The sequence below is a fragment of the Pseudomonas sp. NFACC46-3 genome, assembly GCF_900114515.1.
GTDB classification, from domain to species: domain Bacteria; phylum Pseudomonadota; class Gammaproteobacteria; order Pseudomonadales; family Pseudomonadaceae; genus Aquipseudomonas; species Aquipseudomonas fluorescens_Q.
Genome location: NZ_FOTH01000006.1, coordinates 116,637 through 140,613 on the forward strand (window position 1 = coordinate 116,637; position 23,977 = coordinate 140,613).

Annotated in this window: 28 protein-coding genes; 5 read left to right on the forward strand and 23 right to left on the reverse strand. The window is 56.4% G+C overall.

Going from position 1 to position 23,977, the window contains the following annotated elements:
• Positions 1-83 precede the first annotated feature (83 nt).
• Positions 84-1,205, forward strand: coding sequence for a RelA/SpoT domain-containing protein (locus BM300_RS09375; protein WP_170862038.1), 1,122 nt, complete (start codon positions 84-86; stop codon positions 1,203-1,205).
• An 86-nt stretch (positions 1,206-1,291) separates the two neighbouring features.
• Here the strand turns inward: BM300_RS09375 and BM300_RS09380 are convergent, their stop codons facing one another.
• The 16 genes from BM300_RS09380 to BM300_RS09455 form a co-directional block, all read right to left on the reverse strand.
• The gene (locus BM300_RS09380) at positions 1,292-2,158 is read right to left on the reverse strand and encodes a DNA cytosine methyltransferase (protein WP_092462633.1); all 867 of its coding nucleotides are present in this window, start codon (positions 2,156-2,158) and stop codon (positions 1,292-1,294) included.
• Positions 2,119-2,337: a Com family DNA-binding transcriptional regulator gene (locus BM300_RS09385; protein ID WP_310650581.1), complete on the reverse strand. Its 219-nt coding sequence runs from the start codon at positions 2,335-2,337 to the stop codon at positions 2,119-2,121. The genes BM300_RS09380 and BM300_RS09385 overlap by 40 nt, the downstream gene beginning before the upstream one ends.
• A 26-nt stretch (positions 2,338-2,363) precedes the next feature.
• A complete protein-coding gene (locus BM300_RS09390; RefSeq protein ID WP_092462634.1) occupies positions 2,364-3,614 on the reverse strand; it encodes a phage late control D family protein in 1,251 nt (416 codons plus the stop codon).
• Complete coding sequence (locus BM300_RS09395) at positions 3,611-4,051, reverse strand: phage tail protein (RefSeq protein ID WP_092462636.1); 441 nt, start codon at positions 4,049-4,051, stop codon at positions 3,611-3,613. The genes BM300_RS09390 and BM300_RS09395 overlap by 4 nt, the downstream gene beginning before the upstream one ends.
• 6 nt (positions 4,052-4,057) lie before the next feature.
• Positions 4,058-6,601 carry a phage tail tape measure protein gene (locus tag BM300_RS09400; RefSeq protein ID WP_092462638.1) on the reverse strand — a complete coding sequence of 848 codons (2,544 nt, stop codon included), beginning with the start codon at positions 6,599-6,601 and terminating at the stop codon, positions 4,058-4,060.
• On the reverse strand, positions 6,591-6,710 hold the full coding sequence (locus tag BM300_RS09405; protein ID WP_072344080.1) for a GpE family phage tail protein: 120 nt from the start codon (positions 6,708-6,710) through the stop codon (positions 6,591-6,593). The genes BM300_RS09400 and BM300_RS09405 overlap by 11 nt, the downstream gene beginning before the upstream one ends.
• Positions 6,711-6,718: 8 nt before the next feature.
• Complete coding sequence (locus BM300_RS09410) at positions 6,719-7,048, reverse strand: phage tail assembly protein (protein ID WP_060741291.1); 330 nt, start codon at positions 7,046-7,048, stop codon at positions 6,719-6,721.
• A 26-nt stretch (positions 7,049-7,074) separates the two neighbouring features.
• On the reverse strand, positions 7,075-7,590 hold the full coding sequence (locus BM300_RS09415) for a phage major tail tube protein (RefSeq protein WP_092462640.1): 516 nt from the start codon (positions 7,588-7,590) through the stop codon (positions 7,075-7,077).
• A 23-nt stretch (positions 7,591-7,613) separates the two neighbouring features.
• Entirely contained in the window at positions 7,614-8,783 is a 1,170-nt protein-coding gene (locus BM300_RS09420; protein ID WP_092462642.1) for a phage tail sheath protein, read from the reverse strand.
• Positions 8,784-8,912: 129 nt separating this feature from the next.
• Entirely contained in the window at positions 8,913-9,272 is a 360-nt protein-coding gene (locus BM300_RS09425) for a DUF6124 family protein (protein ID WP_060741294.1), read from the reverse strand.
• A 401-nt stretch (positions 9,273-9,673) separates the two neighbouring features.
• Positions 9,674-10,102 (reverse strand): tail fiber assembly protein, encoded by a 429-nt coding sequence (locus tag BM300_RS09430; RefSeq protein WP_092147467.1) that lies wholly within the window; start codon positions 10,100-10,102, stop codon positions 9,674-9,676.
• A gap of 2 nt (positions 10,103-10,104) precedes the next feature.
• A complete protein-coding gene (locus BM300_RS31345; RefSeq protein WP_256575817.1) occupies positions 10,105-11,334 on the reverse strand; it encodes a phage tail protein in 1,230 nt (409 codons plus the stop codon).
• Entirely contained in the window at positions 11,312-11,941 is a 630-nt protein-coding gene (locus BM300_RS09440) for a phage tail protein I (RefSeq protein WP_092462644.1), read from the reverse strand. The genes BM300_RS31345 and BM300_RS09440 overlap by 23 nt, the downstream gene beginning before the upstream one ends.
• The gene (locus tag BM300_RS09445; protein ID WP_092462646.1) at positions 11,938-12,849 is read right to left on the reverse strand and encodes a baseplate J/gp47 family protein; all 912 of its coding nucleotides are present in this window, start codon (positions 12,847-12,849) and stop codon (positions 11,938-11,940) included. Before BM300_RS09445 ends, BM300_RS09440 begins: the two co-directional genes overlap by 4 nt.
• A complete protein-coding gene (locus BM300_RS09450) occupies positions 12,846-13,190 on the reverse strand; it encodes a GPW/gp25 family protein (protein ID WP_092462648.1) in 345 nt (114 codons plus the stop codon). The genes BM300_RS09445 and BM300_RS09450 overlap by 4 nt, the downstream gene beginning before the upstream one ends.
• Positions 13,187-13,759: a phage baseplate assembly protein V gene (locus tag BM300_RS09455; protein ID WP_092462650.1), complete on the reverse strand. Its 573-nt coding sequence runs from the start codon at positions 13,757-13,759 to the stop codon at positions 13,187-13,189. Before BM300_RS09455 ends, BM300_RS09450 begins: the two co-directional genes overlap by 4 nt.
• A gap of 144 nt (positions 13,760-13,903) precedes the next feature.
• Here BM300_RS09455 and BM300_RS09460 point away from each other — a divergent pair, with 144 nt between their 5' ends.
• Positions 13,904-14,602, forward strand: a complete 699-nt coding sequence (locus BM300_RS09460; RefSeq protein WP_092147272.1) for a hypothetical protein — start codon at positions 13,904-13,906, stop codon at positions 14,600-14,602.
• Positions 14,603-15,147: 545 nt separating this feature from the next.
• Complete coding sequence (locus BM300_RS09465; protein WP_139232350.1) at positions 15,148-16,557, forward strand: hypothetical protein; 1,410 nt, start codon at positions 15,148-15,150, stop codon at positions 16,555-16,557.
• A gap of 16 nt (positions 16,558-16,573) precedes the next feature.
• Here BM300_RS09465 and BM300_RS09470 read toward each other — a convergent pair whose 3' ends face one another.
• The 7 genes from BM300_RS09470 to BM300_RS09500 all read right to left on the reverse strand — a co-directional run bounded on the left by BM300_RS09470 (position 16,574) and on the right by BM300_RS09500 (position 20,874).
• A complete protein-coding gene (locus BM300_RS09470) occupies positions 16,574-17,032 on the reverse strand; it encodes a phage virion morphogenesis protein (protein WP_092462704.1) in 459 nt (152 codons plus the stop codon).
• On the reverse strand, positions 17,029-17,505 hold the full coding sequence (locus tag BM300_RS09475; RefSeq protein ID WP_092147276.1) for a phage tail protein: 477 nt from the start codon (positions 17,503-17,505) through the stop codon (positions 17,029-17,031). The genes BM300_RS09470 and BM300_RS09475 overlap by 4 nt, the downstream gene beginning before the upstream one ends.
• Positions 17,506-17,529: 24 nt before the next feature.
• Positions 17,530-17,742: a tail protein X gene (locus BM300_RS09480; protein ID WP_092462654.1), complete on the reverse strand. Its 213-nt coding sequence runs from the start codon at positions 17,740-17,742 to the stop codon at positions 17,530-17,532.
• Entirely contained in the window at positions 17,742-18,203 is a 462-nt protein-coding gene (locus BM300_RS09485) for a head completion/stabilization protein (RefSeq protein ID WP_092462656.1), read from the reverse strand. The genes BM300_RS09480 and BM300_RS09485 overlap by 1 nt, the downstream gene beginning before the upstream one ends.
• Positions 18,204-18,307: 104 nt before the next feature.
• Positions 18,308-19,006 carry a phage terminase small subunit gene (locus BM300_RS09490; protein ID WP_092462658.1) on the reverse strand — a complete coding sequence of 233 codons (699 nt, stop codon included), beginning with the start codon at positions 19,004-19,006 and terminating at the stop codon, positions 18,308-18,310.
• A 10-nt stretch (positions 19,007-19,016) separates the two neighbouring features.
• Positions 19,017-20,024: a phage major capsid protein, P2 family gene (locus BM300_RS09495; RefSeq protein WP_092462660.1), complete on the reverse strand. Its 1,008-nt coding sequence runs from the start codon at positions 20,022-20,024 to the stop codon at positions 19,017-19,019.
• Between the two features lie 19 nt (positions 20,025-20,043).
• Positions 20,044-20,874, reverse strand: a complete 831-nt coding sequence (locus BM300_RS09500; protein ID WP_092462662.1) for a GPO family capsid scaffolding protein — start codon at positions 20,872-20,874, stop codon at positions 20,044-20,046.
• Positions 20,875-21,012: 138 nt separating this feature from the next.
• Here BM300_RS09500 and BM300_RS09505 point away from each other — a divergent pair, with 138 nt between their 5' ends.
• Together BM300_RS09505 and BM300_RS09510 are read left to right on the forward strand one after the other, a co-directional pair.
• Positions 21,013-22,767, forward strand: a complete 1,755-nt coding sequence (locus tag BM300_RS09505; protein WP_092462664.1) for a terminase ATPase subunit family protein — start codon at positions 21,013-21,015, stop codon at positions 22,765-22,767.
• Positions 22,767-23,789, forward strand: a complete 1,023-nt coding sequence (locus BM300_RS09510) for a phage portal protein (protein ID WP_092462666.1) — start codon at positions 22,767-22,769, stop codon at positions 23,787-23,789. Before BM300_RS09505 ends, BM300_RS09510 begins: the two co-directional genes overlap by 1 nt.
• Positions 23,790-23,977: the final 188 nt, after the last annotated feature.

Sequence of the window (23,977 nt, forward strand, 5' to 3'; positions counted from 1 at the left end):
GCAAGCTTACGTTCTACGGCCTAAGCAGTAAGTGACTAGTTAGATGCTTTTAAACCCAAAAAACGACCTTAAGAGTTATGCTGATGAAGTTCGAAATGGATTTGGAAGATTTTTTATTTGAATCAGAGTTATCTTTAGAGGATTGGCAAAAATCGAATGCTGATTGGGATCAACTGAGTTTAATCGCTAATGATTTTGTCGCTCAGTTGCCAGCCCTTACGAGTGCAGCCGAACAAATTTCATCTAGAATTCGAACATTCAGCGGCGTCCATTCGGTCCGCTGGAGGATAAAAAATGTAAAACATCTTCTCAAAAAAATCATTAGGAAGAAATTAGAGGAGCCCGTTAAAGATAAGTGGCTGAACATATGTGTTGATAACTATCTCGATGTTGTTACTGATTTGATTGGGGTCCGAGCACTTCATTTATTCAAAGATGAATGTGATGCTATCGATTCCCATATTCGTAAGGTTTGGGATCTGTGCGAGCCTGTGGTTATATATGTTCGCAAAGGAGATGAACCAAATGTTGATATTATTAAACGAGGGGCGGAGGCAGCTATACATGATGCAGGGTATAGATCAATTCACTATATCGTTCAAAGCCAACCTGAAAAAAACATTCTGAAGGCGGAAATTCAGGTCCGTACCATTTTTCAAGAAGGTTGGAGCGAAATAGATCATAAAGTCAAATACCCCGACCATTCAAAAAATGAACAAATTAAAGTTTTTTTGGATTTGTTTAATGTCCTAGCTGGCAGTGCTGATGAGATGGGGTCGTTTGTAAAAAATCTAACCCTAGTTTTGAAAGAAACGGAGGAAGAAAAAAATTTAGCGATCAGGGACCGCGAAAATGCATTGAAGGAGCGCGATGAGGCTATGGCTGACATAGCAGATCGTTTAAATGAGCTGGATGCTTTAAAGGCGGAAGATAGCAAGTCTCAAAAGATTATCAAACAGATGAAAGAGGATATGGATAGGCTCAAGGGCAGCCAATCCGCAGCTGGCATTGATATTCTTGCTTCTCTGGCAGGTAGGGCTCTTCAAGCGTATGATGTAGGCGTAACTCAGCGGACTATCGATGCAGTTAGTTCCGTTTTTGGACGAACTTTGAGTGAAATAAAAGCAGAGAAGGAATTGATGAGTGCAATAACCGTAGGCAACACGTTACGGCAAATTAGGAACTCTCAAGAAGACAAAGATTAATCCATTTTCATAGTCTAGAGCTTTGAGAAGTTGAGTCCGAGTTAGGCTCAACCTCATCAATTAAGTATTTTATTTTTCAAGCTTGTTCAACGGTGGCCACGTTGCCACTGTTGACTCAACCCCCGCCCAACCCACTCCGCCACCTGCGTAACAACGGCATTTCCGGCACTGAAAGCCTCCGCAAGGTTGGCCGCATCCAGTCCGAGGCAAAACCCATCATCTTCAGCCGCTCGCTGCCGCTCAGCCATCTGATCCCATCCGTTCGCGTGAGCGACGAAAGTGGTACAGCCCAAAGCGATTTGGGATCCGGCCTTGTTTGCCAATAGAGTATTGGCAGCCCAGGCATCCGCGGGGCGTGGCCATCGGATCGAGCGAGACGCTGGAGGTATTGCGTCCACTGGCGCGGCGTCAGCCAGGAACTCGAAGGGGGGCATGCGTCGATAACCTGCGACCAGGAATATTCGACGACGTTGCTGGGGGACTCCGAAATATTGAGCATTAAGCACTCGCCAAAATCCCACATACCCGCAGTCCGCAAGGGCCCGGATGACTGTCTCAAAGTCTTGGCTATCGTTGACAGCGAGCAAGTTAACGACGTTCTCAAGGACCACCCAGCCAGGTTGTATCTCTTTGAGGATACGTATGACTTCCCAGAACAGGCCGCTGCGTTCGCCGCGCAGGCCTCGGGTGTCTTGATTGCTCTCCCGACATCCGGCGATGCTGATGTCCTGGCAGGGGAAGCCAGCGGTGAGGACATCGACGGGGGAGAGGTTATGGGCGCCGCACTGGCGCACGTCTTCGAACTGGCGTGCATGGGGAAATCGATCGGCAAGCACAGCCCGGTTGACGGGGTTGAGTTCAACTTGCCAGGCGCTGCGGTATCCCGCGTTTTCAAATCCGACATCAAAGCCTCCTATGCCTGCGAACAGGCTGCCAATGGTGGGTTGCTGCATTCATGAACTCGTTGTTCTGGGTGCTCGCGGCACGCTTGGGGGAGGCTCTGGGCCTTCAGATGGTTGAGTGTCCGACAGCGCGGGCACTTGATCTGTAATTCCTGGAAGCCGCTGGCAGCGGCGAGTTTGCGGCAGCAATGGCCGCAACGTATGTCTTGCATGAGGTCGTCCTTGAGCATTGTCTTTAACGTCTTCGTAATACGGGTTATTGCCGTTCTGTCTTCATTCGCTTCCACTCCCGATCTATAACCCGCTTCGCCGAATGCTCCGTGGCGTACAACCAGTGCAGCCGCTTGGGCTTGCTCTGGTCTCCAATCGTCACGGCCTTTTCCTTCCCGGACTTCCTATCGCGGTAGTAGGCGATGACGCCGGTGAAGTCACCTCTGTTCTCTTCAGCCAGCCCCTCAACCGTGTCCTCGGGTAGCTTGCTCTCCAACTCCAAACTGACGGTGTAGCCATTGTCCGCACTCAGGCTATGCAGCACGTTGCCGCCGTACCAAATGATGGCGTCTATCTCCTGCTTTACGCCCTGGAGCGTGTAGGTCAGTTCTGGAATCAGGTCAGGACGTCCCCGGGCCAAGGTGTAGCTGAGGGTCGCGCTACCGCGCTGCAACCGGTTGAATTCAGAGCGAGCGGCGCGCAAGGCAGACTGGCGGTCGCTGTAGGTGTGGCGAAGGTCTTTGAGAGAGTCGCCGCCACCGGCAATAGCTTCCTGTTTCTTCGCGCTGTTTACGTCATAGAAATACGCACGTACCCCGTCGTAACTGCCACGGTCAGCTTGTAGATAATGGTGTTGGTCGCCATCGGTCCGGTTGAGAGTGATGTGGGGCAAATCTGCACCGCTGGCGGTCTTGCCACCGCCAGCCGGCAGGCACAACAGGTGTCCGGCTTTGACGGTGACCACGGCGTCGAACTCTTCCCCAAGGCGGCTGATTAGGTTGGCATCCGATTCGCTCGCCTGGTCCAGCTGCAGGATGGGCAACTCGGCCAAGGCACCGGCAACATTGGCGGTTAGGTCGTTGCCCAAAGCGATGTCATCCAGGACGTCGCCCAGTTTGGTGTTGCTCCAACTGCGCTCGCGTTTGGTTTTCAAACCCTTGCGAAGATCCGCCGAGCGAGCGCGAATATTAAGTACGTCCGGTGCGCCGCTGTGCTCGGTTTCATCGACGGTGTAGCTGCCTTTGTCCACCAAGCCGGTGTCACTCCAACCCAACCACAGCCGGATGACCGCGCCTTTAGGCGGGATGGTTAAAAGTCCGTCGTGGTCGCTGAGGGTGATGCTCAACTGATCGACCTCGATGCCGCGATTGTCGGCCAGTTCCAGGTTCATCAATCGCGGACTAATTAACTGGGCGATGTCTTTTCCATCGACCGTGATGCGGAACGCCGGCACTGGATGGGCGGTATCTTGGCGATTCAGATAGCCGGTGACATGGGGGAGAGCAGTATCGATCACAGCAACGCCCTCATGATGCTTACGCCGACGCTGGTCGCCGCGCCGAGCAGGTCGATGCGGTCGTCATCGATGCGCTTGAGGCTGAGGCTGAACTGAATCCGCCGTGGTGTGCCGTCGCGAAAGAACAGCGTTTTGGTTTCGCTCAGGTTGTCGATAATCCACAGCCCATAGATTCGTCCGCTGCCCTCGACCATCGGCCAGGCCTTCCCGGTATTCGCCATCAGGCGTAGGGCGTTGAGGCTCAAGGCACTGCTGGCCAGTTCCGGCAGGATGACGCCAGGCAGGGTGATAACGTCCTCACCGCGCCCGACAAATTGCCTCGCCGGGGCGGCGCCGATGCGTGGGTTGCTCACGTGGCGCCATTCGGTTTGGCGTTGCAGTTCCTGATAGGCCGCGGTGGAGAGGCTAAATACGAACATGCCCAAGGCAAGCATCATGGTTGGCTACTCCAGGTCCGAAAGACGGCTGCGGCGTCGAGCGGCCTTCTCGTTTTGATGCCGTGCTATTTCGGCACGTACGGTCCGGGCGACTGCGTTGGCGTCCATGCCTGGCGTGGTGTGGATGTGAATGGCATAGGTGTCGTGGCTATCAATGTGTTGGGAAGGTCGTGGGCTGATCGGAGCGCGAGTATCGACCGTCAGTGAATCAATCGACGACAACCGTCCTCCGGCAGCGATGAGCTGCTCGCCCAGGGCGGTTATAGCGCCCAGGGGGCCATCGGCATGCAACGTTAGGCCTTGGACAAGCCCCTCCACCGTGAAGCCGCCCAACTCGGCAAATATGCGTGAGGGACTATGGATGCCCAGGGTCTCTTTGAAAGCCTCGATGGTCCGGGTGCCGAGGCGGTCAACCACCTCTTTCAGGCGGTTCATGCCCGCGGTTAGTCCGTTGACCAGGCCGTCGACCATCAACCCACCGAAGGCGGTAAAGCGGTTGGGCAAATCGATGCCCAGGTACTTCATGACAGCGGCGAACGCTTGGTAGATCAACCCGACCGGGCTGAAGTCCGCAAGCACTTTCAAAATGCCGCCCAGCCCATTGTCGAAACCGGTCTGGATTTCACGCCAAGCGCCGGCTAAATACCCCGTCACCGCGTCCCAGTGTTCATACAGCAGATACGCCGCGCCGGCGATGGCGGTGATTGCCAGTCCAATTGGATTAAGCATCAGGGCACGCCCGACAATGAGCAACGCCCTCGCCACGAATGGCAGCACGGTACGGCCCAAAGTCGACAGCAAGCCAATCAAACCCGGCAGACGAAAACCCAACTGAACAAGGACGAAACGCAACGCTGCGAATGGCAACAGAACGCTCGCTAACGCCAGCATCAGCCCGCCGACAGCGACGGCCAGCGCGGCGATGATTGCAACGGTTTTAACGAGTCCAGCCGCGAGTTTGGGATTCTCCCGCGCCCAGGATTTGATGCTCCTGACAAGCGCGGTGACGGATTGAGCCAGCTCTCTAAGCGGTTCGTTCTGTTGGTCCTGTAATTCGATACCTAGGTCCTGCCAGGCGCTGCTGAGGCTGGTCAAATCACCCTTGAGGTTATCGGCCATAACCTTAGCCGTGCGCGCCGCTTCGCCCTGGCTTTGGCGCAGGTTGGCGATGAGCACCTGCAACTGTCCAGTGCCCGCCTGTTCTACCAGTTGAGCCATGCCCTTGACCGCTTCTTCCCCGGCAATCGCTTTGAACAGCCCGCCTTTCTCGGCGGTGCCCAGGCGATGGGTTTTGCTGTAGATCTCCTTCAAAAGGTCGGGCAGGGGGCGCAGGTTTCCGACCGCATCGGCCGTGGTGATGTTCAGTTGCTGCAAGGCTTTTTCAGCGCCTTTGGGTGGGGCGGCCAAGCGGTTCATGATCGAGCTGAGTGCGGTGCCGCCCATGCTGCCCTGTAGGCCTGCATCGCCGAGTTTGCCGGCCATCGCGGCGGCCACTTCCAATTCCACACCGTACGTTTTCGCCATGGGCGCGGCGTACTTCATGGTGTCGCCCAGCATTTGCAGAGTGGTATTGGAGCGGGTGAACGTCCCCACCAGCACATCGCCGAGGCGATCCATTTCATCGGCTGTCAGGCCCAGCCCCGACAGGATGTTCGACGCGATGTCAGCGGTCTGAGCCAACTCAGTACCACCTGCCGCCGCTAGGTTGAGCATGCCTGGCATCGCGGCCCGGATGGCGTTGGGTTCGAAGCCTGCCATCCCTAGGTAGCCTTGGGCATCGGCAGCCTGTCCTGCGGTGAATTGGGTGGCGCCGCCCAGCTCGCGAGCTTGAGTGCGCAAAGCCTTGAGCGCATCGGCATGCTCATCCAGACGAGTAATCGCCTGCACCTGGCTCATGCTGGCGTCGAAGTCGACGCCCGGCGATAACATCCGTGCCCCTGCGTACAACACCGAACCGCCACCGGCAGTTGCGACAGCACCTTTGGCGGTCAGCTCGCCGGCGCTACGCCGTGAAGTATCCAATGAAGCCCGCGCAGTGCTCAGGCGCCGTTGCTGTTCATTCAATGCGGCCAGTCGTTTGTATTGTGTGCTTAGGCTGGCATTGGTGGCTCCGATCTGTTGGCGTAGCTGGCGTTCGTCACGGGCCAGATGTTGGGTGCTGATACCCGCGCCGGCCAGTCGAGCACGCAGCGCTTGGAGCTGTTCACCTTGCTTGCGATGCTGCTGCTTAAGCGCCTGGGCGGCCCTGACGGCGGCCTGAAAGTGCTTAGTCATGGCTCGCGTCGGCGCTCCGGTCGCTGCGAACTGTTGGCTGAGGGCGCGAACCTTTTCCCGTGCCGCGTTAAGCGCCTCTTCGGTGCGCAGTGACGCCGACCGCTGAGCACGCCAGGCGCTGATGTCTTGTTGTTGGGCATTGAGCGCCTTGAGGCGATCACGGGTTTCTTTCAATGCGCGAGCGGTGGCGGTGCTGCGTTTGTCGATCACCTTCAAAGGGCCGCTGGCTTTGTCGATAGCGCCCAGCAGCACGCGCAGTTTTAAGTCATTGCCCATCGGTGACACTCCGCGCCCGGGCGCGCTCGCGCCACGCCATCAGTTCTTGCAGGCCCAACGGGTCCATGTCCGTCGGTGCCCAGTGGAAAACCACGGCCAGGTCGGCCATGGCATCTTCTACGCAACGAGGGAGGCATCCGCCTTCACCGACTTCTGCAACAAAAAACCAGAGATCTTGCTGCCACAGGCGAGCAGGTCGGCGGGGTCCATGCCAGCGGCTTCCGGCGCGGTGATGCTTGGGTTGCTGATACGCGGCAGGATCTTGATCAAGGTCGCCACGTCCATGTTCAACAACTCGACCAGGTGCACACCGCGCAACTCGCCGGCCTGTGGTTTACGCAAGGTGATGCTGTCGATCAGGGTCTTTCCCCGGATGATCGGCGTATCCAGGGTGACGCTGTTGTCATCCTCTGGCGGCAGGGCTGTGAGCGTTTCTTCAGTCTTCATGTAAGGCTCCAAGGTTTAGGGGCAGGTCAGATGCCGAGGGCTCGGCGCTGTTTTTCCAGCATGTCCACGCCGTCCACGATTTCTATGAAATTGAGCAGGTCGATTTCGATGATCTCTTCGTTGTCGATGATCAACTTGTAATAGCTGCAGGTGGTGGTGATGCTGTGCTCGGTGTCTTCACCGGGTTGCGCTTCACCCATCTCAATCGACTCATGGCGGCCGCGCATCACGATCTCCACGGCGCTGACGGCCTCGGTGTCGTCCTGTTGAAAAGCGCCGCTGAAGCGCAAGGCAATGCCCGAAGCGTTGACGGCACCGAATTGTTTGAGGGCGATCAGATCCAGGCCGCCGGTCTTCCATTCGAACTGAATACCGTCGTCCGAGAAGCCAAGATCAGCCTTGACCGGGCCGTTCATACCTCCGCCGCGATAGCCTTCCATCTTGCGGCCGAGCGGGGGCAGGGTGACGGTCTTGACCACGCCCAAGTAGCTGTTGGCGTCGTTGAACAGATTGAGGTTCTTGAGTTTGCGGGGCATGGCCATGGCAGGGCTCTCCGTTGCGCGGTTCAGCTATTGATCTTGTTGGCGAAGTCCATCAGATAGCGGTCGGTGATGCGCTGGCGCAGCGTGAGGTCTTCCAGCGGTGGGACAGGGGTGTAGTCATAATCGAGGAACAGCTTGCCGGCCTTGAGGGTGTTCTTGCCGTTGGCGTCGTCTGGAAACCAGCACTTGCCACCGATCAAATAGCCCGTGCCGATCAGCTCGCGGAACTTGGCATTGATCCCTTCGGTGATGTCGCGCACCAGGGACGCATGCAGCGGCTTATCCACCGCCCACATGTGCGCCTCGGCCATGGTGTCGGCGAGGATCTGTGCCGTGCGGGTGTAGTTCTCGAAGGCGAACAGAGGGTCATTGCTGGTGGTGCGGCTGCCCCAAAAGCGAAAGCCGCCCTCGTTGATGAGCGTGGTGACTTCATGGCTGTTGAGGTAGTTGGCGTCGGTGGCCGGGTTTTGCAGATCCCAGAACACGTCGGCGCTGATGCCGGTCACGCCGTTGACGGCGACGTTGGACAGGGTCTTGTGCCAACCCACTTCCTGATCGATCTTGGCGCGCAAACCCAAGGCGCGGGCCACGGCCGAGGCGGTCACCGTGGCGTTGTTGACGGTGTTCCAATTCTGGAATTCGGGCCAGATGACCATCGCTTCACGGGCGCCGAAATTGGTCCGGTAAGCGGTCACCTCTTCCTTGGTTTTGCAGCCCCAGGCGCTGACGTAGGCGAAGCCGTGTACCTGCTGAGCAATAGACACCAGGGCGGTGGCCACCGGCAGGCTGTCCAGGCCTGGCACACCGAGGATGCGCGGCACCATGCCGACGCGGGCCTTGGCGGCGAGCAGGGCTTTCAGGCCGGTGTATTTGCCTTCGGCGGTGGTGGTGCCGATCAGGGCGCTGGTGGTCTCTTCCTCGGTGGCGCCTTCCTTCACGCGCACGACAATGGTGTAGGGCCTGGTCTGGTCGGCTATGGCCTGTAGGCTGGACGCCAGGGTGCCCGTGGTACCGGCTTTGCCGATGGCGGTTTGAACGTTGGTTAGCAGGACCGGCGTGTCGAAGGGGAAGATGCCTGCATCGGCGTCGTCGGCCGTGCAGACCATGCCGATGACCGCGGTGGGGATGGAACGAATGGGGCGGGTGCCGTCGTTGAGTTCGATGACCCGCACGCCATGGAGATAATCGGTCATGGGGTGCCTGTGCAGTGTTTGAAATGACACTGCACAGGCTGCCGCGCTTGCACCGATTGGGCGAGCCGATGGCCTTGTAGGCAGGGGGGCTACAAGCCTCGGCTAACCCTTTCGGTCACGGCCCCATTGCTAACGCGGATCGACGATATCCAGCGCACGATTGGCCAGCAGTTCGCTCACCTCAATGACTTGCTGGATACCCATCGCAACATGCCGGCGAGAACCTTCAAGATCGAATGCCAGATCGCTGATCATGGCATTGGCTGACGCCAGGTTTTCGCTGAGGTTGGCGAGTAGGCTTTCAGTGTCGATGCTTTCGACGACAGTGAAGAGCTGATCCGCTGCTGGTTCTTTCTTGGGTTTGGCCTGTTCCGGCTTCAAATAATAATTAAGCGCCCGCTCAGTGGCTTCGTGGAATTTTTCCGGATCGAGGCTTGAGTAGGAAGAGGTGGGATCTGATTCCGGGGGATTGGGTGTGACCTTGAACATGGTGAATCTCCTGACCTGATTGGGCCACCATGACTTGTCGCTAAGCAAGTTAGGGTGGCGGCTGTACGCAGGTTAGCGAACCGGGGGTACAGGAGCCCGGCAGACCCGAAGGTCTCCCGCGCACAGCCACCATTACAACAATCGCAGATTGGAATATCTGCAATGAGATCAGGAGCGCTGATGCAACCGTACCGATTCGGGTCGCTAAACCCGATCACTGATGAGCAGTGACGGAAACCAAGCTACCGGTACGGACCAGGGCACACAAGCGGGCGGATTCTGTCTTAGTTGTAGGCAAAGGCGCAAGGTAACGTAGCCTTGGGATTGGGATGTGGTGTTTCCGAGTATGTAGCTGTAGGGCTCGATACCTACCATCGTGTGAACATAAAACAGATTGGTGTTTATTGGCTCTGCACAGCCACCCATGTCGGTGGCGAAGGGCGATGTTCCGAGCTGGGAAAACCGGGTGCTACGGGCCAGTCTCGCAGGGCCTGGACATAGTTCAGCAGCTCTGTTGATTGCTCGTCGGTGAGGGTTGTTGGCCTTGCTGAATCTACCTCGTCCCGGTGGCGCTCGCGCAGCCAGCGCATGCTGTGGATTTGAGCATCTCGCCATAGGCGCTCAATGACTGCCAACTGCTCCAGCGTTAATGGAGTTGGATCGATCAGAATCGGCAAACCCATGGCGTCATGGCTACGCACTTTGCCTGGGGTGGGATTGCCGATCACCCGCTCATAGCATTCGTCTGAGATATCCACTGCGTCAGATGGAATGTCCGGATGGAAACCGATGATGTAACTGGTTTCGGTACTTTTACTATATTTGCGCACGCTCATTTTCCTATGCAGATAAATTGGTACCAGACTTGAAAGTCGGGGGCCGCCACGCCTGAGCTGCTAATCGACCGTACCTGCACATTGGTACTACTCAGAGTTTTATTGTAGCGATTAACGACGACCGCTTTTTCGGAGGAGGTTGATATTGAGGTCCCGAAGTTTGTACTTGGAAAGGCTATTGGCAGGCTTACCTGAGTCTCGCCTGCTCCTGCGGGGATATCGCCGTTAACCCACTGGATGACTAAGCCGCCAAGCCAAGTGGGGAAAATGATGTAGCCGTTTGTGTGGAAGGATGCAGCAAAGCCCCATCGCATCGTTTTCGGAGATACCGCCACGGTATCAAGCTTCCCGGCATCAACTTCTGACTGGGAAGCCAATCGTTTGGGCGCATCGTTTTGCGTCACTTGCCGAAATGTGAGTGCTGTGGTGTTCAGCTCAATGACATCGTCTGTAGTCAGCTGCCAGATCGTGTCGGCTTGGACAGTGCCTTGCTCAACGGACACAACGAGTGCCGAGGTGACCTTGGCGCCGCTGTCGGCATCCGGGGCTCGTCGCCAAGCCCCTGTAGAGGCTATGTAGAGGCCGTTTTCCTTGGCCGACTTCTGGTCTTTTACCAACACGCGGTCGCCTGCAATCACTGTCACGCCATCAACTTTCTGAAGGCCCGTCAGCTTGATATTGGCCGTGGTGGCTACGCGAGCCGACGGCTTATGATCGAGCTTGTATAGCTCTTCTTGGATCTTGTTATCCACATACTCGCGAGTCGCAAGCACTACCGAGGGATCGATCTTCAACTGAATATTCGCGGTCCCAGTGGTGATGATGTGCATCCGCACCACCTGGTTACGACCGGTGCCTTGTGTCAGCAGAGGTTTATAGCTGGGCGCTGCATTTCCAACGGCGCAAAACACGCCGTCTTTGTCTTCAAGCGCCAACTCGCGCACCCACCAGCCGCCCACGTCAGGCGGCAGCACCACCTCAGCGATCAGAATGTTTGGGTCCGTTGGGGAAACACGCAGTTGATTAAGCTGGGCGCGATAGACCTGGTTGATCAATTGTGTTTGCGTCGGGCTCGGCACCGGGTCGGTGCCATTGGCATCACCGATCAGCATGTACTTTGGCTCCCAAGGAATTCCAAGGGCTTCGCAATTGGTTTTCTTGGCAGCGCCAAGCTCGGTCAACATACCGCCGAAAAGCGTTTTCTCATTCACCATGGGGATACACATCCAGTTCATCGAGGGTGTAAATGGTCAGGTTGCTGTAGGCCTGGATGTCCACATGGATGTCGGGATTGCTCCAGGGATACACGTCGATCTCATCGCCGTCGTAAAGGGCGACGCCGACGAAGTCGTCCAGTTGGGTTTGCAGAATGATGTCGAGGCCGATCAGGTGTCGGGTCAGCGGCTTGGCGTCGTCGATGAGCCATACCAGCTCCTGGTACATCGCTTCGGTGATACCGCTTTCGAGCACACCTATTTTTAGCGTGAAGGTTGCCCGAGGGCCTTCAGGTTCGGTCTGCCACCACTCCACGATGTCGATCAAATACCCCAGCGGCTCGACGACACGGCGCAGCGAGCCGAGGGTGCCTTTGCGCGAGTGGATGTAATAAGCGCTGCGGATGGCGGCACGCTTGGCCGCTTCGCTCCACTGGCTATCCCAGCGATCGACTGAGCAAGCCCAGGCCAGGTAGGGCAGTAGCGGCAATGGGCACAGGTCGGGGTTGTACAGGGTGCGCAGTGGAATAGGGACGCGCTGGATCTGGGCCAGTGCTTGCGCAGCTTGCCGCTCCAGCGGTGTCGAATTGCTCGGGAGCAGCGGCGTGTCGGCGATCATTCAACACCCCATGCCAGCTCAATGCTCGTGCAATACGGCGCCTCGTAGGGCGTTGCAACGATATCGACCCAATCCTGCAGCACGACTTTGCGCACGCCCTCGACATGCAGCGAGGCGTGAATGATCGATTCAGACACTTCCAGGCCCAGGCGACGTCGCTGATGCACGAAGCTGAATAGCTTCGCGTTTGCTGCCGTCATACTCAGCTCGTTTTCAGGTCCGAAGGATGATGGGAACAGTCTGGCCTTGACCTGGTAAGGGATGATCTTGGCGCTTTGCACGGTCAATCGGTCGCCTACAGGGCGCCTGTCATCGTCGCTGAGGTAGGTTTTGACGGCGGCGAGGAGGGCGGGTGGAGCGCTGCCGTCGCCGAGTATCGATTGCACAGTCACTACCGCTTCAGCCGGCAATGGGCTCTCGGCAGTGGCATCGGCGACTTGGCCGTGAGCCGACCGGGCATGAAAGATGTAGCTGTTGCGCGGGCCCGCGGTGCTTAATCCTTCCCACGCCATCTGCGCCCGTTCCCGCAGGCTGTCGTCACTCTCCATCTGCAACGGAATCGGTGGCATGACGGACGGCTTGGCGGCCTGAATAATCAAGCGCCTGACGTTGTAGTTGGCGGCTAGGTTGTCCAGGTCGGTGCCTCTGGCGAGGGCGAGCATGTTTGCCGTAGAGGCTTCATTGACCCGTTGACGCCAGACCATTTCACGGTAGGCATTCTCTTGGAGCAGTTTGGTCAATGGCTCCGATTCCAGGTTGAGGCGCGTGGCAATCTCGGCGCGCTCTTCGACGGGCCATAGGCTGATGGCGTAGGCCTTGCGCTCGGCGAGGATCTGCTCGTAATCGATCTGTTCGACCACCTGCGGCGCTGGAAGCTGGCTCAGGTCGATGGCAACAAACGAACTCACGCACTACCCCCTAAGTGCAGGGGCACGCTCAAACTCAGCGACTGATTGCTATCGACAATACTGCCTTCGATGTCCAGTGACGCCTGGCCTTGCAATGTGATGCCTAGAAACTGCACGCGGCTGAGGCTGATGCGCGGTTCCCAGCGCATCAGTGCGATAACCGTGGCGGCGTACACCTGCAAGCGGGTGATGTCGTTGAATGGATGGTCCACCAGGTCGGGTAGGAGGCTGCCGTATTCGCGGCGCATCACACGGGTGCCGAGGCGGGTGCTGAGGATGTCGCTTATTGATTGAGCGATGTTTTCTTCAGCGGTGAGGGGCGCGCCGGTGTATCGGTTCATATGGGCTTCCCCGTCATGCCACTGCCAGGCGTGACGCCGCTGTGCGGGTGGTTTACCAGGCTGATGCCGGCTGCAATAACATCCTTCGAGACGGTGATCTTTCCGGTGACTTTCTGGTTGCCGGTTTGGGTGTAATTGCCCTTGTGTGTGATATCGCCGATCAGGTTGATGCCGCCGGGGCTGGTCAGGGTGGTGGTGCCGCCATCGGTGAGGGTGGCGTTGAGTTGGTGGGCGATGCTGTCGTACTCAATCACCGTGCCGTCGCGGTAGGTGTAACGGTGCAGGCCTTCGCGGTCGCCGTTGGCTGGGATGTGGTCGCTGAATAGGCCGGTTAGGACTACGCCGTTGGAAAGTTGGCCGGAGGGGCTGAAAAGCAGAACCTGTTCGTTTTCTGTAGGAGGGTTCCACTCGCGGTCGGCGCCAGCGCGTAGGACGATCCAGGGGAGCCAGGCGGTGGTCAGGGTTCCGGTTTTGACTCGCACACGTGGGGGCTTCATCTGGACGGCGGCGATGGTGCCGTAGCGGATGAGGTTTTCGATTAGGCGGGTAAGGGTGGGTAGGTCGTTCATGGCGCCGATGGTGGCGCTTCAGGTGAACTACTGCAGCATCGACTCATTGTAAGAGGGATGCGCACAATCGCACTTATCTAACGAACAGAGCTAGAGATAACACCTATACTCCATCATCCAAACTGTATTCTGTAGGCAGATGGTATGAAAAAACGAGAGTCTAAAGCGCTAGCTAAAGAGATAGTAAGCGATGTGCCTGTTGCTGATTATGCTGAGGCATTAATTGATGCTTTTGTAGAAAGTGACATGCTTAAAGAGGTTCCTATTGTATCCACCGTTTTTGGCATGTCAAAAGCTTATCGTAGATTTAAGGGGGCTAGATTTAAGCAGAAAATAAAAGAGTTCTGCGAGTCAGCCGGAACGTACTCGGATGCGGAAATGAAAGAATTTTCGTTGATGCTCGAAAAAGAGGGAAAGAAAGATGAGCTTGTAGTTGAGCTTATAGAGTTTGTCGAGAAGGTGGACTCGGAACAGAAGGCGAAGATTCTAGGTGGGGTCTTTCGTCGTCTGGTAAAGAAAGAAATTACCCTTGCGCAGTTTCATGATCAAATAAGAATTACTAATGCGATGATGCTTGTGGATATTTTTCATTTTATGCACGGCTATCATAATGATTATCTGCTTCAGGATGGGTTGGGGGATATTCTATTGGTTCTGCGAATGTCTAAAAGAGAGATATCACTTGCTTCTCGAAGTAAAAGCATGCTGAGTAGTGAGACGGTTCAGTATGTTAAAACGTCTTTTGTACTCACCGGTGTGGGTGAGTGTTACTTGGAAAGCTTACATCAGGTTTATCTCGATAAAATACAACCTGAGCATCTGTTTGTACGAAATGGTAAGTAGGAAGTGTTTTTATTGCAGGACTGGTCATAAGAGATTTATCTCTAGTCTTCCTGAGTCCAATGTTACGCCGTTCTCGTTTCTTTGGATTTCAAAAGCTCGCAGTGCGAAGCTTCTGAAGGGACCGCACTTTATACTACAGGCATCTCTGTCACCGGTGCTGGGGATGCTCCTGTCCTAGGGGGCGGTTGCTTCAGGCGATGACCCCTGCTGCCTTACACTCTAGGGCATGGTCAATTCACGCTGAAATCATGACGGGTTGGTTTAGCCAATAGAGGCGCTCGTACAAGCCAACACTATGATTATTGACCAGTTTTTTAGCCTCAGAAAAATTATTTGCTAGCGGCAAAATGATGGCTATGCTCATTTTTAGGAAAGAATTCAAAACTATAATGGTGGTCGTAGGTTCTAGGCTTTTGCTCATGAGATAAGAGCTGGCTGAATGTGCGTTTTACGAAGTAGATATAAAGCAGCAAATTCGAGACATATCTCTAGTTTCGTTATTGTCTTTTTAAATAGTGATTGTTGAGATGGTTATAGGGGTGTTTATGAGATTTGTAGTCGGGTCTGCTGGTTTTGTGATTATTGCTACTATATTGAGCGGCTGCTCATTTTGGTCTGCAAAGGAACACCCAATTCAATTGTCATTTGAAGATTTAGGAGCGGATTATGAGTCGCGGGGGGATGCTCAGGGCCACGAGAACAGAACATCCGTGAACATTACTGGCCTTTCATTGCCAATATCTGCGGGTCAAACTGTTACCTCCCCTGGAGGAGAACTTCCCGATTTATTAGCTCTCCCTATCTCTGCTCAGTGCTCAAAAATGGTTGTGACAAAATTTAATACAGACGCGGTTTATAGCGATGTGGTTGGCATTAAAGCCGCGCTAGATGGGCTTGCAGAGCAGGCAGTTGAAGTCAGCGTGGCGGACGTTAAGTTGACTTTGGCTTCTATTGGGTTGTCCAAGGTCAAAGGAAAAACCGCCCAAGAGGCAGGAGCTGATCTTCAGCTTTCATCAATAGCCAAAAGTATAGGGGCCAAGTCGGTGGACGAAGCAGGGCTGACGGCTGCACAGTCAGATGCTTTAATGGCAAAATTGGTCGCGCAAGACAAAATTAAAACTTCTTTGACGGAGCTCAGAAATCTTGGTGGAAAGAAAAATATTGTTGTTGCTCGATGGTCAGGAGCCACACAAACTGAAGGGGGGTTAGGCGTTGGATCTATCATTTCTGCTGATAGTAAGACGTCCTCAAAACAAACAGGTTATGTGGTCTTGGCGGGTATTCGCGATACTTCAATTCGGCTCGGAAAAGACTTTATAACGCGAGTTCAGGTGGAGAAGAAACAGTACGAAGATAATAAGGATTCTAATGATATTGAAACAATGTTCGGAGATCCTTATGTTGTTTTGTTTACGCGGGCGGCAAAATATGTCGCTTATAGCGAACAGGTAGACATGAGCGTTGCCTTGGCTGCAAAGCTCAAATTAAGTCCTGAGCAGTTGACAGCAATCGGTGGGTCGGGGGTTCTTGATCTCTTAAAACAACAGGAACTTTCTTTGGGGTACGCGATTGCCTCTGCTTTGGCGGCGGCAAATCAAGGTAGTCTCTCTGAACCTAGTAGGGAAGAGTACGAATATAGATTTTGGGCTCGTGAAGTGCGCTCTAAGGCGATAGAGGAAGAGCAGAAGCGGTTACAGGGGTATTCCATCATTTATCATAATAGAGCAACAATAATACAGGCTAGGGAGAGAATCGATGCTGCCTCGCCAGAGGCAAACGAATGTATGCATGTCGTTCCAAAATCAGGTGCGATAGTGGATGTTGGGGTTGAAAGGTTAGGAACAGAATTTTGCCTTCCCGAACAGACTAAGGGCTGGAGTGATTTGAATTGGCTGTCATGGAAGCCTATGGTGAATCGTTGTATCAATTTGGCAGAGGATATACTGCAAAGATAGCGCTATGGGCTGCATCTCAAATACTGAAGATTGTTAGCAGAGTAGCCCCAATTAATTCAATTTCACCTTTCGTTAAGCCTAAGATTTCACGTTGTTTATAGCGGACCATTGGTGCATCCGGTTTAGCCCGGTCCTTCAATCCGTATTGATGTACCCTCGCAATGCGGGCAATGCGTCCTGTGAACCCGATACTGATTGCGTAGTTATTGCCTTTGGCTTTTAGAAAGTTTGAAGTGCGCATCTTCTGGAACATCTGGGCCTTCTGCTTCACTCGTTCTTTTTTCTTTCGTAAGTTTCGCTGCTTTCGCGGTGTGTACTTGCTCTTGTCCGGATTGCGCTGGGCAATGATCCTTTGTTGCTGACTGCGTCGTAGGGCTTGGCCGATGCTGCGGGCGAGTTTGCTTCGTGCGGCCGGTTCAAGTTGGCTCAGTAGACCTGAGGCCCAGTCTTCCAGCGCTTCTTGTCGGTTGGTCACTTCGGTATGACCCATTCGCTACTGGGACTCTGGGCACTGGGTATCCACGCCGGGTCGAGAAATGCGGCAGTGGGCTGAGGTTCACCAGGGTGGCGGATAGTTGTGTTGCCGTCGGCGTCTCTCCCCACGATCACACGTTCGCTCAGCGACAGGGTCAGGCTGAGGTCCACCTTACTGTTGTCCAGAATGTCGGCTTCGAACTGGATGCCCTCTGCGGACTTATTCAAGTTCTCAAGCAGATCCGCTTGATTCACTTTCAACCAGCCCAGCACCGGCAACATAACGCTGTCGGGATGGCCGGCGAAGTCTGTGAGGATCACCTGCAGATCAAAGCTGTACTCGAAGGACAAACTGGCCGCGGCGGTGCAGCGGACCTTGCCGTTGTCGATGAAAATCATGAGTCGGTCGGGGTTGTGCTTGAGTTCGCCAATGGTGGCGAGCAGGTGAGTGCGCAGGCTTTCAGGTTTGTTCATGAGGTCTAGGTCTTGTAGAGGGCATTAGTCCCATAGATTCACCATCTGCCGCTGTGGTGCGGCCGTCTGGGCTTCGGGCATTTGCACGGCAAGGCCTTGGGGCAGCATCGGCCCGTAGTCGGTCAGGCCGGGGTTAGCTTGGAGTACCGCCTCGGTCACGCCAGCTGTGCGACCGTAGTGACGCCAGCAAAGGGAATCGACGGTGTCGTTTTGGTGGGCGCGGACGGTGACCTTCATCAAATCAACTCTACGGTGGTGCGATTGATGCCGAGAAAGTCACGCACCGCCCAACGCAAGTCACGGCGGTAGTCGTCGATGTTTGGCGTAAGTTCTTCTGCGTTCTGGTGTCCGCTGTTTGTGGAGTCATAGAAGCGGTAACGCTCGCAAACTTCGGCACCGGTAGCAGCCTCGATGGCGCGGCGGTAGAGGTGTACCAGGACCAGTACGTCGTTGATTCGCTCGCCGGGCATGTCGACAAGTTTCGTATAGCCGGCAGCTTGTTGGGTGGCTCGCCATTCGCTTAGCTCGCGGTTGACGCTGATGGCGGCTGCAACCGCGGCGGTTTCCAGGCGCGGCGCGGTGACGCTTGCGTCGATCCGCAGCGTGGCACGCAACTGATCCAAGTCGATCGCGGGCCAGAAGGCATCGGTGTTGATATGGCCGCTGGCGACGGTGCCGCCGGCTATGAATCCGCTCATGGAACAGCACTCAAAGATAGGTCGCCGGTGGTCAGGGCTTCACGTTCAGGAGGAGCTGCCTGGCCGATCTGCCCCGAGCCGGCGGGGTGCGTGGGGACGCTCGGTTAGCCGGCAGGGCCGGCACGTTTGTTGAGCAGGCGTTCGGCCCGCTCCAGATCTTTCTTGCCACCGCAGGCGTCGTGCAGAGCGATGGCTTTTTTCAGCAGATCCACGCCGGCCTGAAGTTGACCGGGGTGGCCTGGGACTTCTTCGGTGATGCCTTCCAACGTGGCGCGGCCCATGGCGAGAAACAGCTTGGCGCGGGCCTGGTCGGGCATGTCTTCGGCGTCGGTGAGTTCGGCGGTGCGATGTAGGATGGCCAGGTCGAACGGTTCGCCGATTTTCTGAGCCTTGAAGGCCGCTGTGGCGACCTCTTCAGCGACCAGGCAACCCAAGGTGCGGGCGAAGCGGTCGGGCATGACCATTCTGTGCTTCAGCACGTAGGTCGCAATGTCGAGGCCACCGGTGAAGTCGCTGGCATCGAAGCGCCAGACCATGACGGTGGTCATCACTTCGTCCTGGGCGCCTTTGCCACCTTCCAGCACACCTTGCACGTAGGATTCGTAGCTTGGCAGTAGCTGGCGTTTGAGTTCGGCCTTGCCCTGGTTGGACTGGACCTGTTTCAGGCGCAGGCGGTCTTGCAGCAGTTGGTTGAGCTGGTGCTCGTAGGCCGTGGCGCCGGCCATAGTCTGGGTGGGGTCTGTAGCCGCCGCTTCGACGGCAGCCGTTACACGTTCAAAGTGGTGACGGCAGGGGTTGGTCATGATGGCCGCCTCAGCTCAGGGTTATGTTTTCGGCCAGGGCGGCGCAGCCCAGGTCTTCGATGACGTAGCTTTCGTTGACCGACTCGAAGTTTTCGATGCGGTCGCGCTTGGCGTTGTCGACGACGGTGCGGCGGCGGGTGCCTTCCTGCCAGTACAGCGACAGGTTGTCGAGGCGAGTGACCATCAGGCCGCTGGCCGGGAAGTGTGGTACGCGCACGGCCGGCAGGTTGCCAAGGCGCTTTTGACTGGTGACGATGTCGGCAGCCAACACTTCAGTTGGTGCCTGCACTGTGTTGATGATGGGGAAGTACTTGTCGGCCAGCAGTTGGCGACCACAAATCACCACTAGCTCGGTGTCTTCCTGATACCAGGGTTCGATGAACTCGTTGACCATGCTGACGACCAGGGCGTCGATATTTGCGAAGTCCTTGTTGGCACCGATTTCGATTTTACCGCTGCCGTCTTTCACTTCGGTCATGACCCGGGCAGGGTTTTCCTCGCGCATTTTTTGCAGCCAGCCGATGTTCACGTCTTGCAGCAGTTTGTTGATGGTTGGATTGGATGTCGCGGCGCGGCTGATGCCGTTCCAACCGATCATGATTCGGTTGAGGGCCTGGGCCTTGATGATGGCGTCGCGAATGCGCGCTTGGAAGTCTTTGAACTTGGCCCACTGGTCCAGCTTCTGGTAGCGAATTCCGGTGTCGAAGTTGGTTTGGGTGCAGTTGTATCCGCGGTCGTCCAGGCCGCTTGGATCGCGTGGTTCACGGTCTTTGACAGTGGTGTCGGTGGTGCTGGCAATGGTGCCGTCGATGCTGATCCCGATCTTCTCCCCCGACTGTTCCGATACGCCGTAAATATTGATGGCGCTGAGAAAGGCGCTGGACTCCTGGATGCGGGTTTCCAGTGTTTGCGCAACGCTGGGGTCTGCGGTGAATTTGGTGGTGACGTCAGCCACTCCATGCAGTTGCGCCAGTTGCTGCAGGTAGGCGTTGAACAGTACTCGGGTGTCGTTACGCATGTTGATCGTCCTTGAAGAGTCAGCAGTCGGTCATGACCTGGTTACCGCCGCCGGATACCTGGGGGCGCGTTTTCTGGTTGGGATCCTGGGTGGTGGAGAGCTGGTTTTTCAGCTCGGTCAGTTCGGTGCTGACTTGATCGAGTCGGGTTTGCAGCCCCTTGGAGAATTGCTTCTCGGCGGCCAGTTGGTCGGGCAAATCCTTGACGTGTTCGGCGATGGCTTCGACCGCCTCACCGATCTGGGAGAACTCGCTGTCATCCCTGGCCTGCTTGCCCGTCAACAGCGCCTGCACCTTGTTGAATAGCTGGGCGCCGATGCTCGGCTTCTCGTCGATCTCCTCGAATTTAAGCTCGGTCTCGACCGCCTCGGTGAACATGGAGGTCGCGGAATAGTGACGGTCCTGGAACGGGCTGGATTCGGGCTTCTGTGCTGAGAACGCCAGGACGTCGGTGCCTAGGCTGGCGGGTGAGTCGGTCACGGCAAGGCCGACGATGTAGGCCTCGCCCGTGTCGGCAAAGCTCTCGTCGATTTCGATGGAGGTGTAAATCTTCTGCTTAGCCTTGTTCATGGCAATCAGGTCGTTGGTAGGTTCGACCTTCGCGAACAGCGCCAATTTCTTTTGACCGTTGACGTCCACCTCTTCAGCTTTTACTGCCAGTACGTCGCCGTAGGCCTTGAAAGGGCTGTCGGGCAGCAGGCTACGGAAATGCTCCAGCCAGATACGGGCGCCGTAGGTGGACGGGTTGAAGTTCTTGGCGGCCTGTTCCAGCCAACTGCGTTTGATGGTGCGCTTGTCCGAGGTGGCGCCTTCGATGGCGACGCGGAACCAGTTGCTGCGGTACTTCTTCATGCCGGGGATTCTCAGTGCGTTGCAATGAGGGGCATGGTCGGCATGGGCGCGAGCGGCGGCAACGGGGCGGGACTGTAGCCGGGGAGGGTACAAGGAGCGGCACTATTGAGTCGCCGCTGCGGGCGGCAGCATCTCGGTATGACGACCGCCTTGCTGCCCATCGATCCCCGACGCCAATCCAAGTTCCTGTACTGGATGGGTTGGCGCGTCTGCGAGATCGCCGAAGCGACGGGCGAGAAGGAGAAAACGCTACACAGCTGGAAGGCCCGCGACAAGTGGGACCGGGCCGACAACGTCGAGCGTATCGGCGGTGCCCTGGAAGCACGTCTGGTGCAGTTGATCCTCAAGGACAACAAGACCGGCGGCGATTTCAAAGAGATCGATCTGCTGCATCGGCAGCTTGAGCGCCAGGCCCGCATTCAGCGTTACCAGGATGGTGGTACCGAAACCGACCTCAACCCGAACCTCGCCAAGCGCAACGAGGGGCCAAAGAAGAAATCTCCGAAGAACGACATCAGCGAAGACCAGATCGAGCTGCTGCGCGAAGCGTTCATCGACGGCTGTTTCGACTACCAGAAAGACTGGTACCGGGCCGGCAACCAACGCACCCGCGTCATCCTCAAGAGCCGGCAGATCGGCGCCACGTACTACTTCGCCCGCGAGGCGTTCATCGACGCCCTGGACACCGGCCGCAACCAGATTTTTCTGTCGGCCTCGAAGAACCAGGCCTACCTGTTCCGTGGTTACATCCAGGCCTTCGCCCGGGAAGTCATCGGCGTCGAGCTGACCGGTGACCCGATTGTGCTGCCCAACGGCGCCGAGCTGTTTTTCCTCGGGACCAACGCCCGCACCGCCCAGGGCTATCACGGCAATTTCTACTTCGACGAGTTCTTCTGGACGTTCAAGTTCGAGGAGTTGAACAAGGTCGCCTCGGGCATGGCGATGCATAAGAAGTGGCGCAAAACCTACTTCTCCACGCCGTCGAGCATGGCCCACGAGGCGTACACCTTCTGGACCGGCGAGCGCTTCAACAAGGGCAAGCCCGCCGCGCAGCATACCAAGGTTGATGTGACCCACGGCGCGCTCCAGCAGGGGCGGTTCTGTGAGGACCGGCTGTGGCGCCAGATCGTCACCATCCTCGACGCGGAGCGGGGCGGCTGCGATCTGTTCGACATCGAAGAGCTGCGCCGGGAGTACAGCCCCGAGGCGTTCGCCAATCTACTGATGTGCGAGTTCGTCGATGACGGCGCGAGCATCTTCCCGCTGTCGGTGTTGCAGTCCTGCATGGTCGATAGCTGGGTGGAGTGGGCCGAGGACTACAAACCGTTCGCCATGCGCCCGTTCGGAGACCGCCAGGTGTGGGTCGGCTATGACCCGGCCGAGACGGGCGATTGTTCCGGCCTAGTGGTGGTCGCACCACCACTGGTGCCGGGCGGCAAATTCCGTGTGCTCGAGCGCCATCAATTTCGCGGCATGGACTTCGCCGCCCAGGCGGCTGCCATCAAGGGCGTTTGCGACCGCTACTGGGTGACCTACATCGGTATCGACGTCACCGGCCTGGGCAGCGGCGTGGCCCAGCTGGTGCGCCAGTTCTTCCCGGCGATGACCACCTTCAGCTACTCGCCCGAGGTGAAAACCCGCCTGGTGCTCAAGGCCTACGACGTGATCCACAAGGGGCGGCTGGAGTTCGATGCCGGCTGGACCGACATGGCCCAGTCACTCATGGCGATTCGCAAAACCATCACCGCAGGCGGTCGCCAGTTCACCTACACCGCCGGCCGCAACGACAACACCGGCCATGCCGACCTGGCCTGGGCGCTCTTCCACGCATTGCAGAACGAACCGCTCGAAGGGCAGACCGCTGCCAATACCGGGCGGATGGAGATTTACTGATGACCGAACAACTTGCCAGCCAGGAGCTTTTGCCCGCCGCCCTCGATGTCGCCAGTGCGGGTACTCAGGTGTTTAGCTTCGGAGAGCCGACGCCGGTGTTGGGTGGGCGAGAGGTGTTCGATTACCTGGAGTGTTGGTTCAACGGACGGTGGTATGAGCCGCCTTTGTCGCTTAATGGCCTGGCCCGGTCGGTGGGGGCGAGTGTGCATTTGCATTCGGGGTTGATGTTCAAGCGCAACCTGTTGAGCAAGACCTTTATCCCGCATCCGATGCTGTCCCGGGCGGCTTTTGAACAGTTCGCCTTGGATTTTCTGTGCCTGGGGAATGGATACCTGGAGAAACGCCGTTCGGTGCTGGGCAACACCCGGCAACTGGTGCCGTCGCTGGCGAAGTACATGCGGGTTGGGACGGAGGGGCAGTTCTACCAGGTGCAGGGCTGGAAGAATGAGCACGCGTTTGAGCCCGGGAGCATCTTCCACCTGCGCGAGGCGGATTTGCACCAGGAGATTTATGGGTTGCCGGAGTGGGTCAGTGCTTTGCAGTCGGCGTTGTTGAATGAGTCGGCGACGTTGTTTCGGCGCAAGTATTACGAGAACGGCAGTCACGCCGGGTTCATCTTGTACATGACCGACGCGGCCCAGACGGAGGTCGATATTGACGCGCTACGCAAAGCGCTTAAGGAATCGAAAGGACCAGGAAATTTTCGCAATCTGTTTGTGTACTCTCCGACTGGCAAGAAAGACGGAATTCAGCTGATCCCCGTCAGCGAGGTAGCGGCGAAGGATGAATTTAACTCGATCAAGAATCAGACCCGCGACGACGTGCTGGCCAGTCTTCGAATACCTCCGCAGCTATTGGGGATTGTGCCGCAGAATGCAGGCGGGTTCGGATCGATTAGGGAGGCGGCTCTTATATTCGCTGCAAATGAGCTGGAGACAATTCAAACAAGGATGATGCAGGTTAATGATTGGGTTGGAGAAGATGTTCTAGGTTTTTTTCCCCTAAATTATGATCAATACTGATTGAAGAGGGGGTATATATAATTATAATATGATTTTGGCTGAAAAATGGACCTTTTCAGCTCTTGTGGATCTATGGGGGGGCTTCCTTTTCGTAAAATAGGCAGTCTAGGCGACGTAGAGCATTTAATTGCTGCTGATATAGTAATGATCGCGTCTTGGATCGCATGCTTACCCCCCCTCTGGGGAAG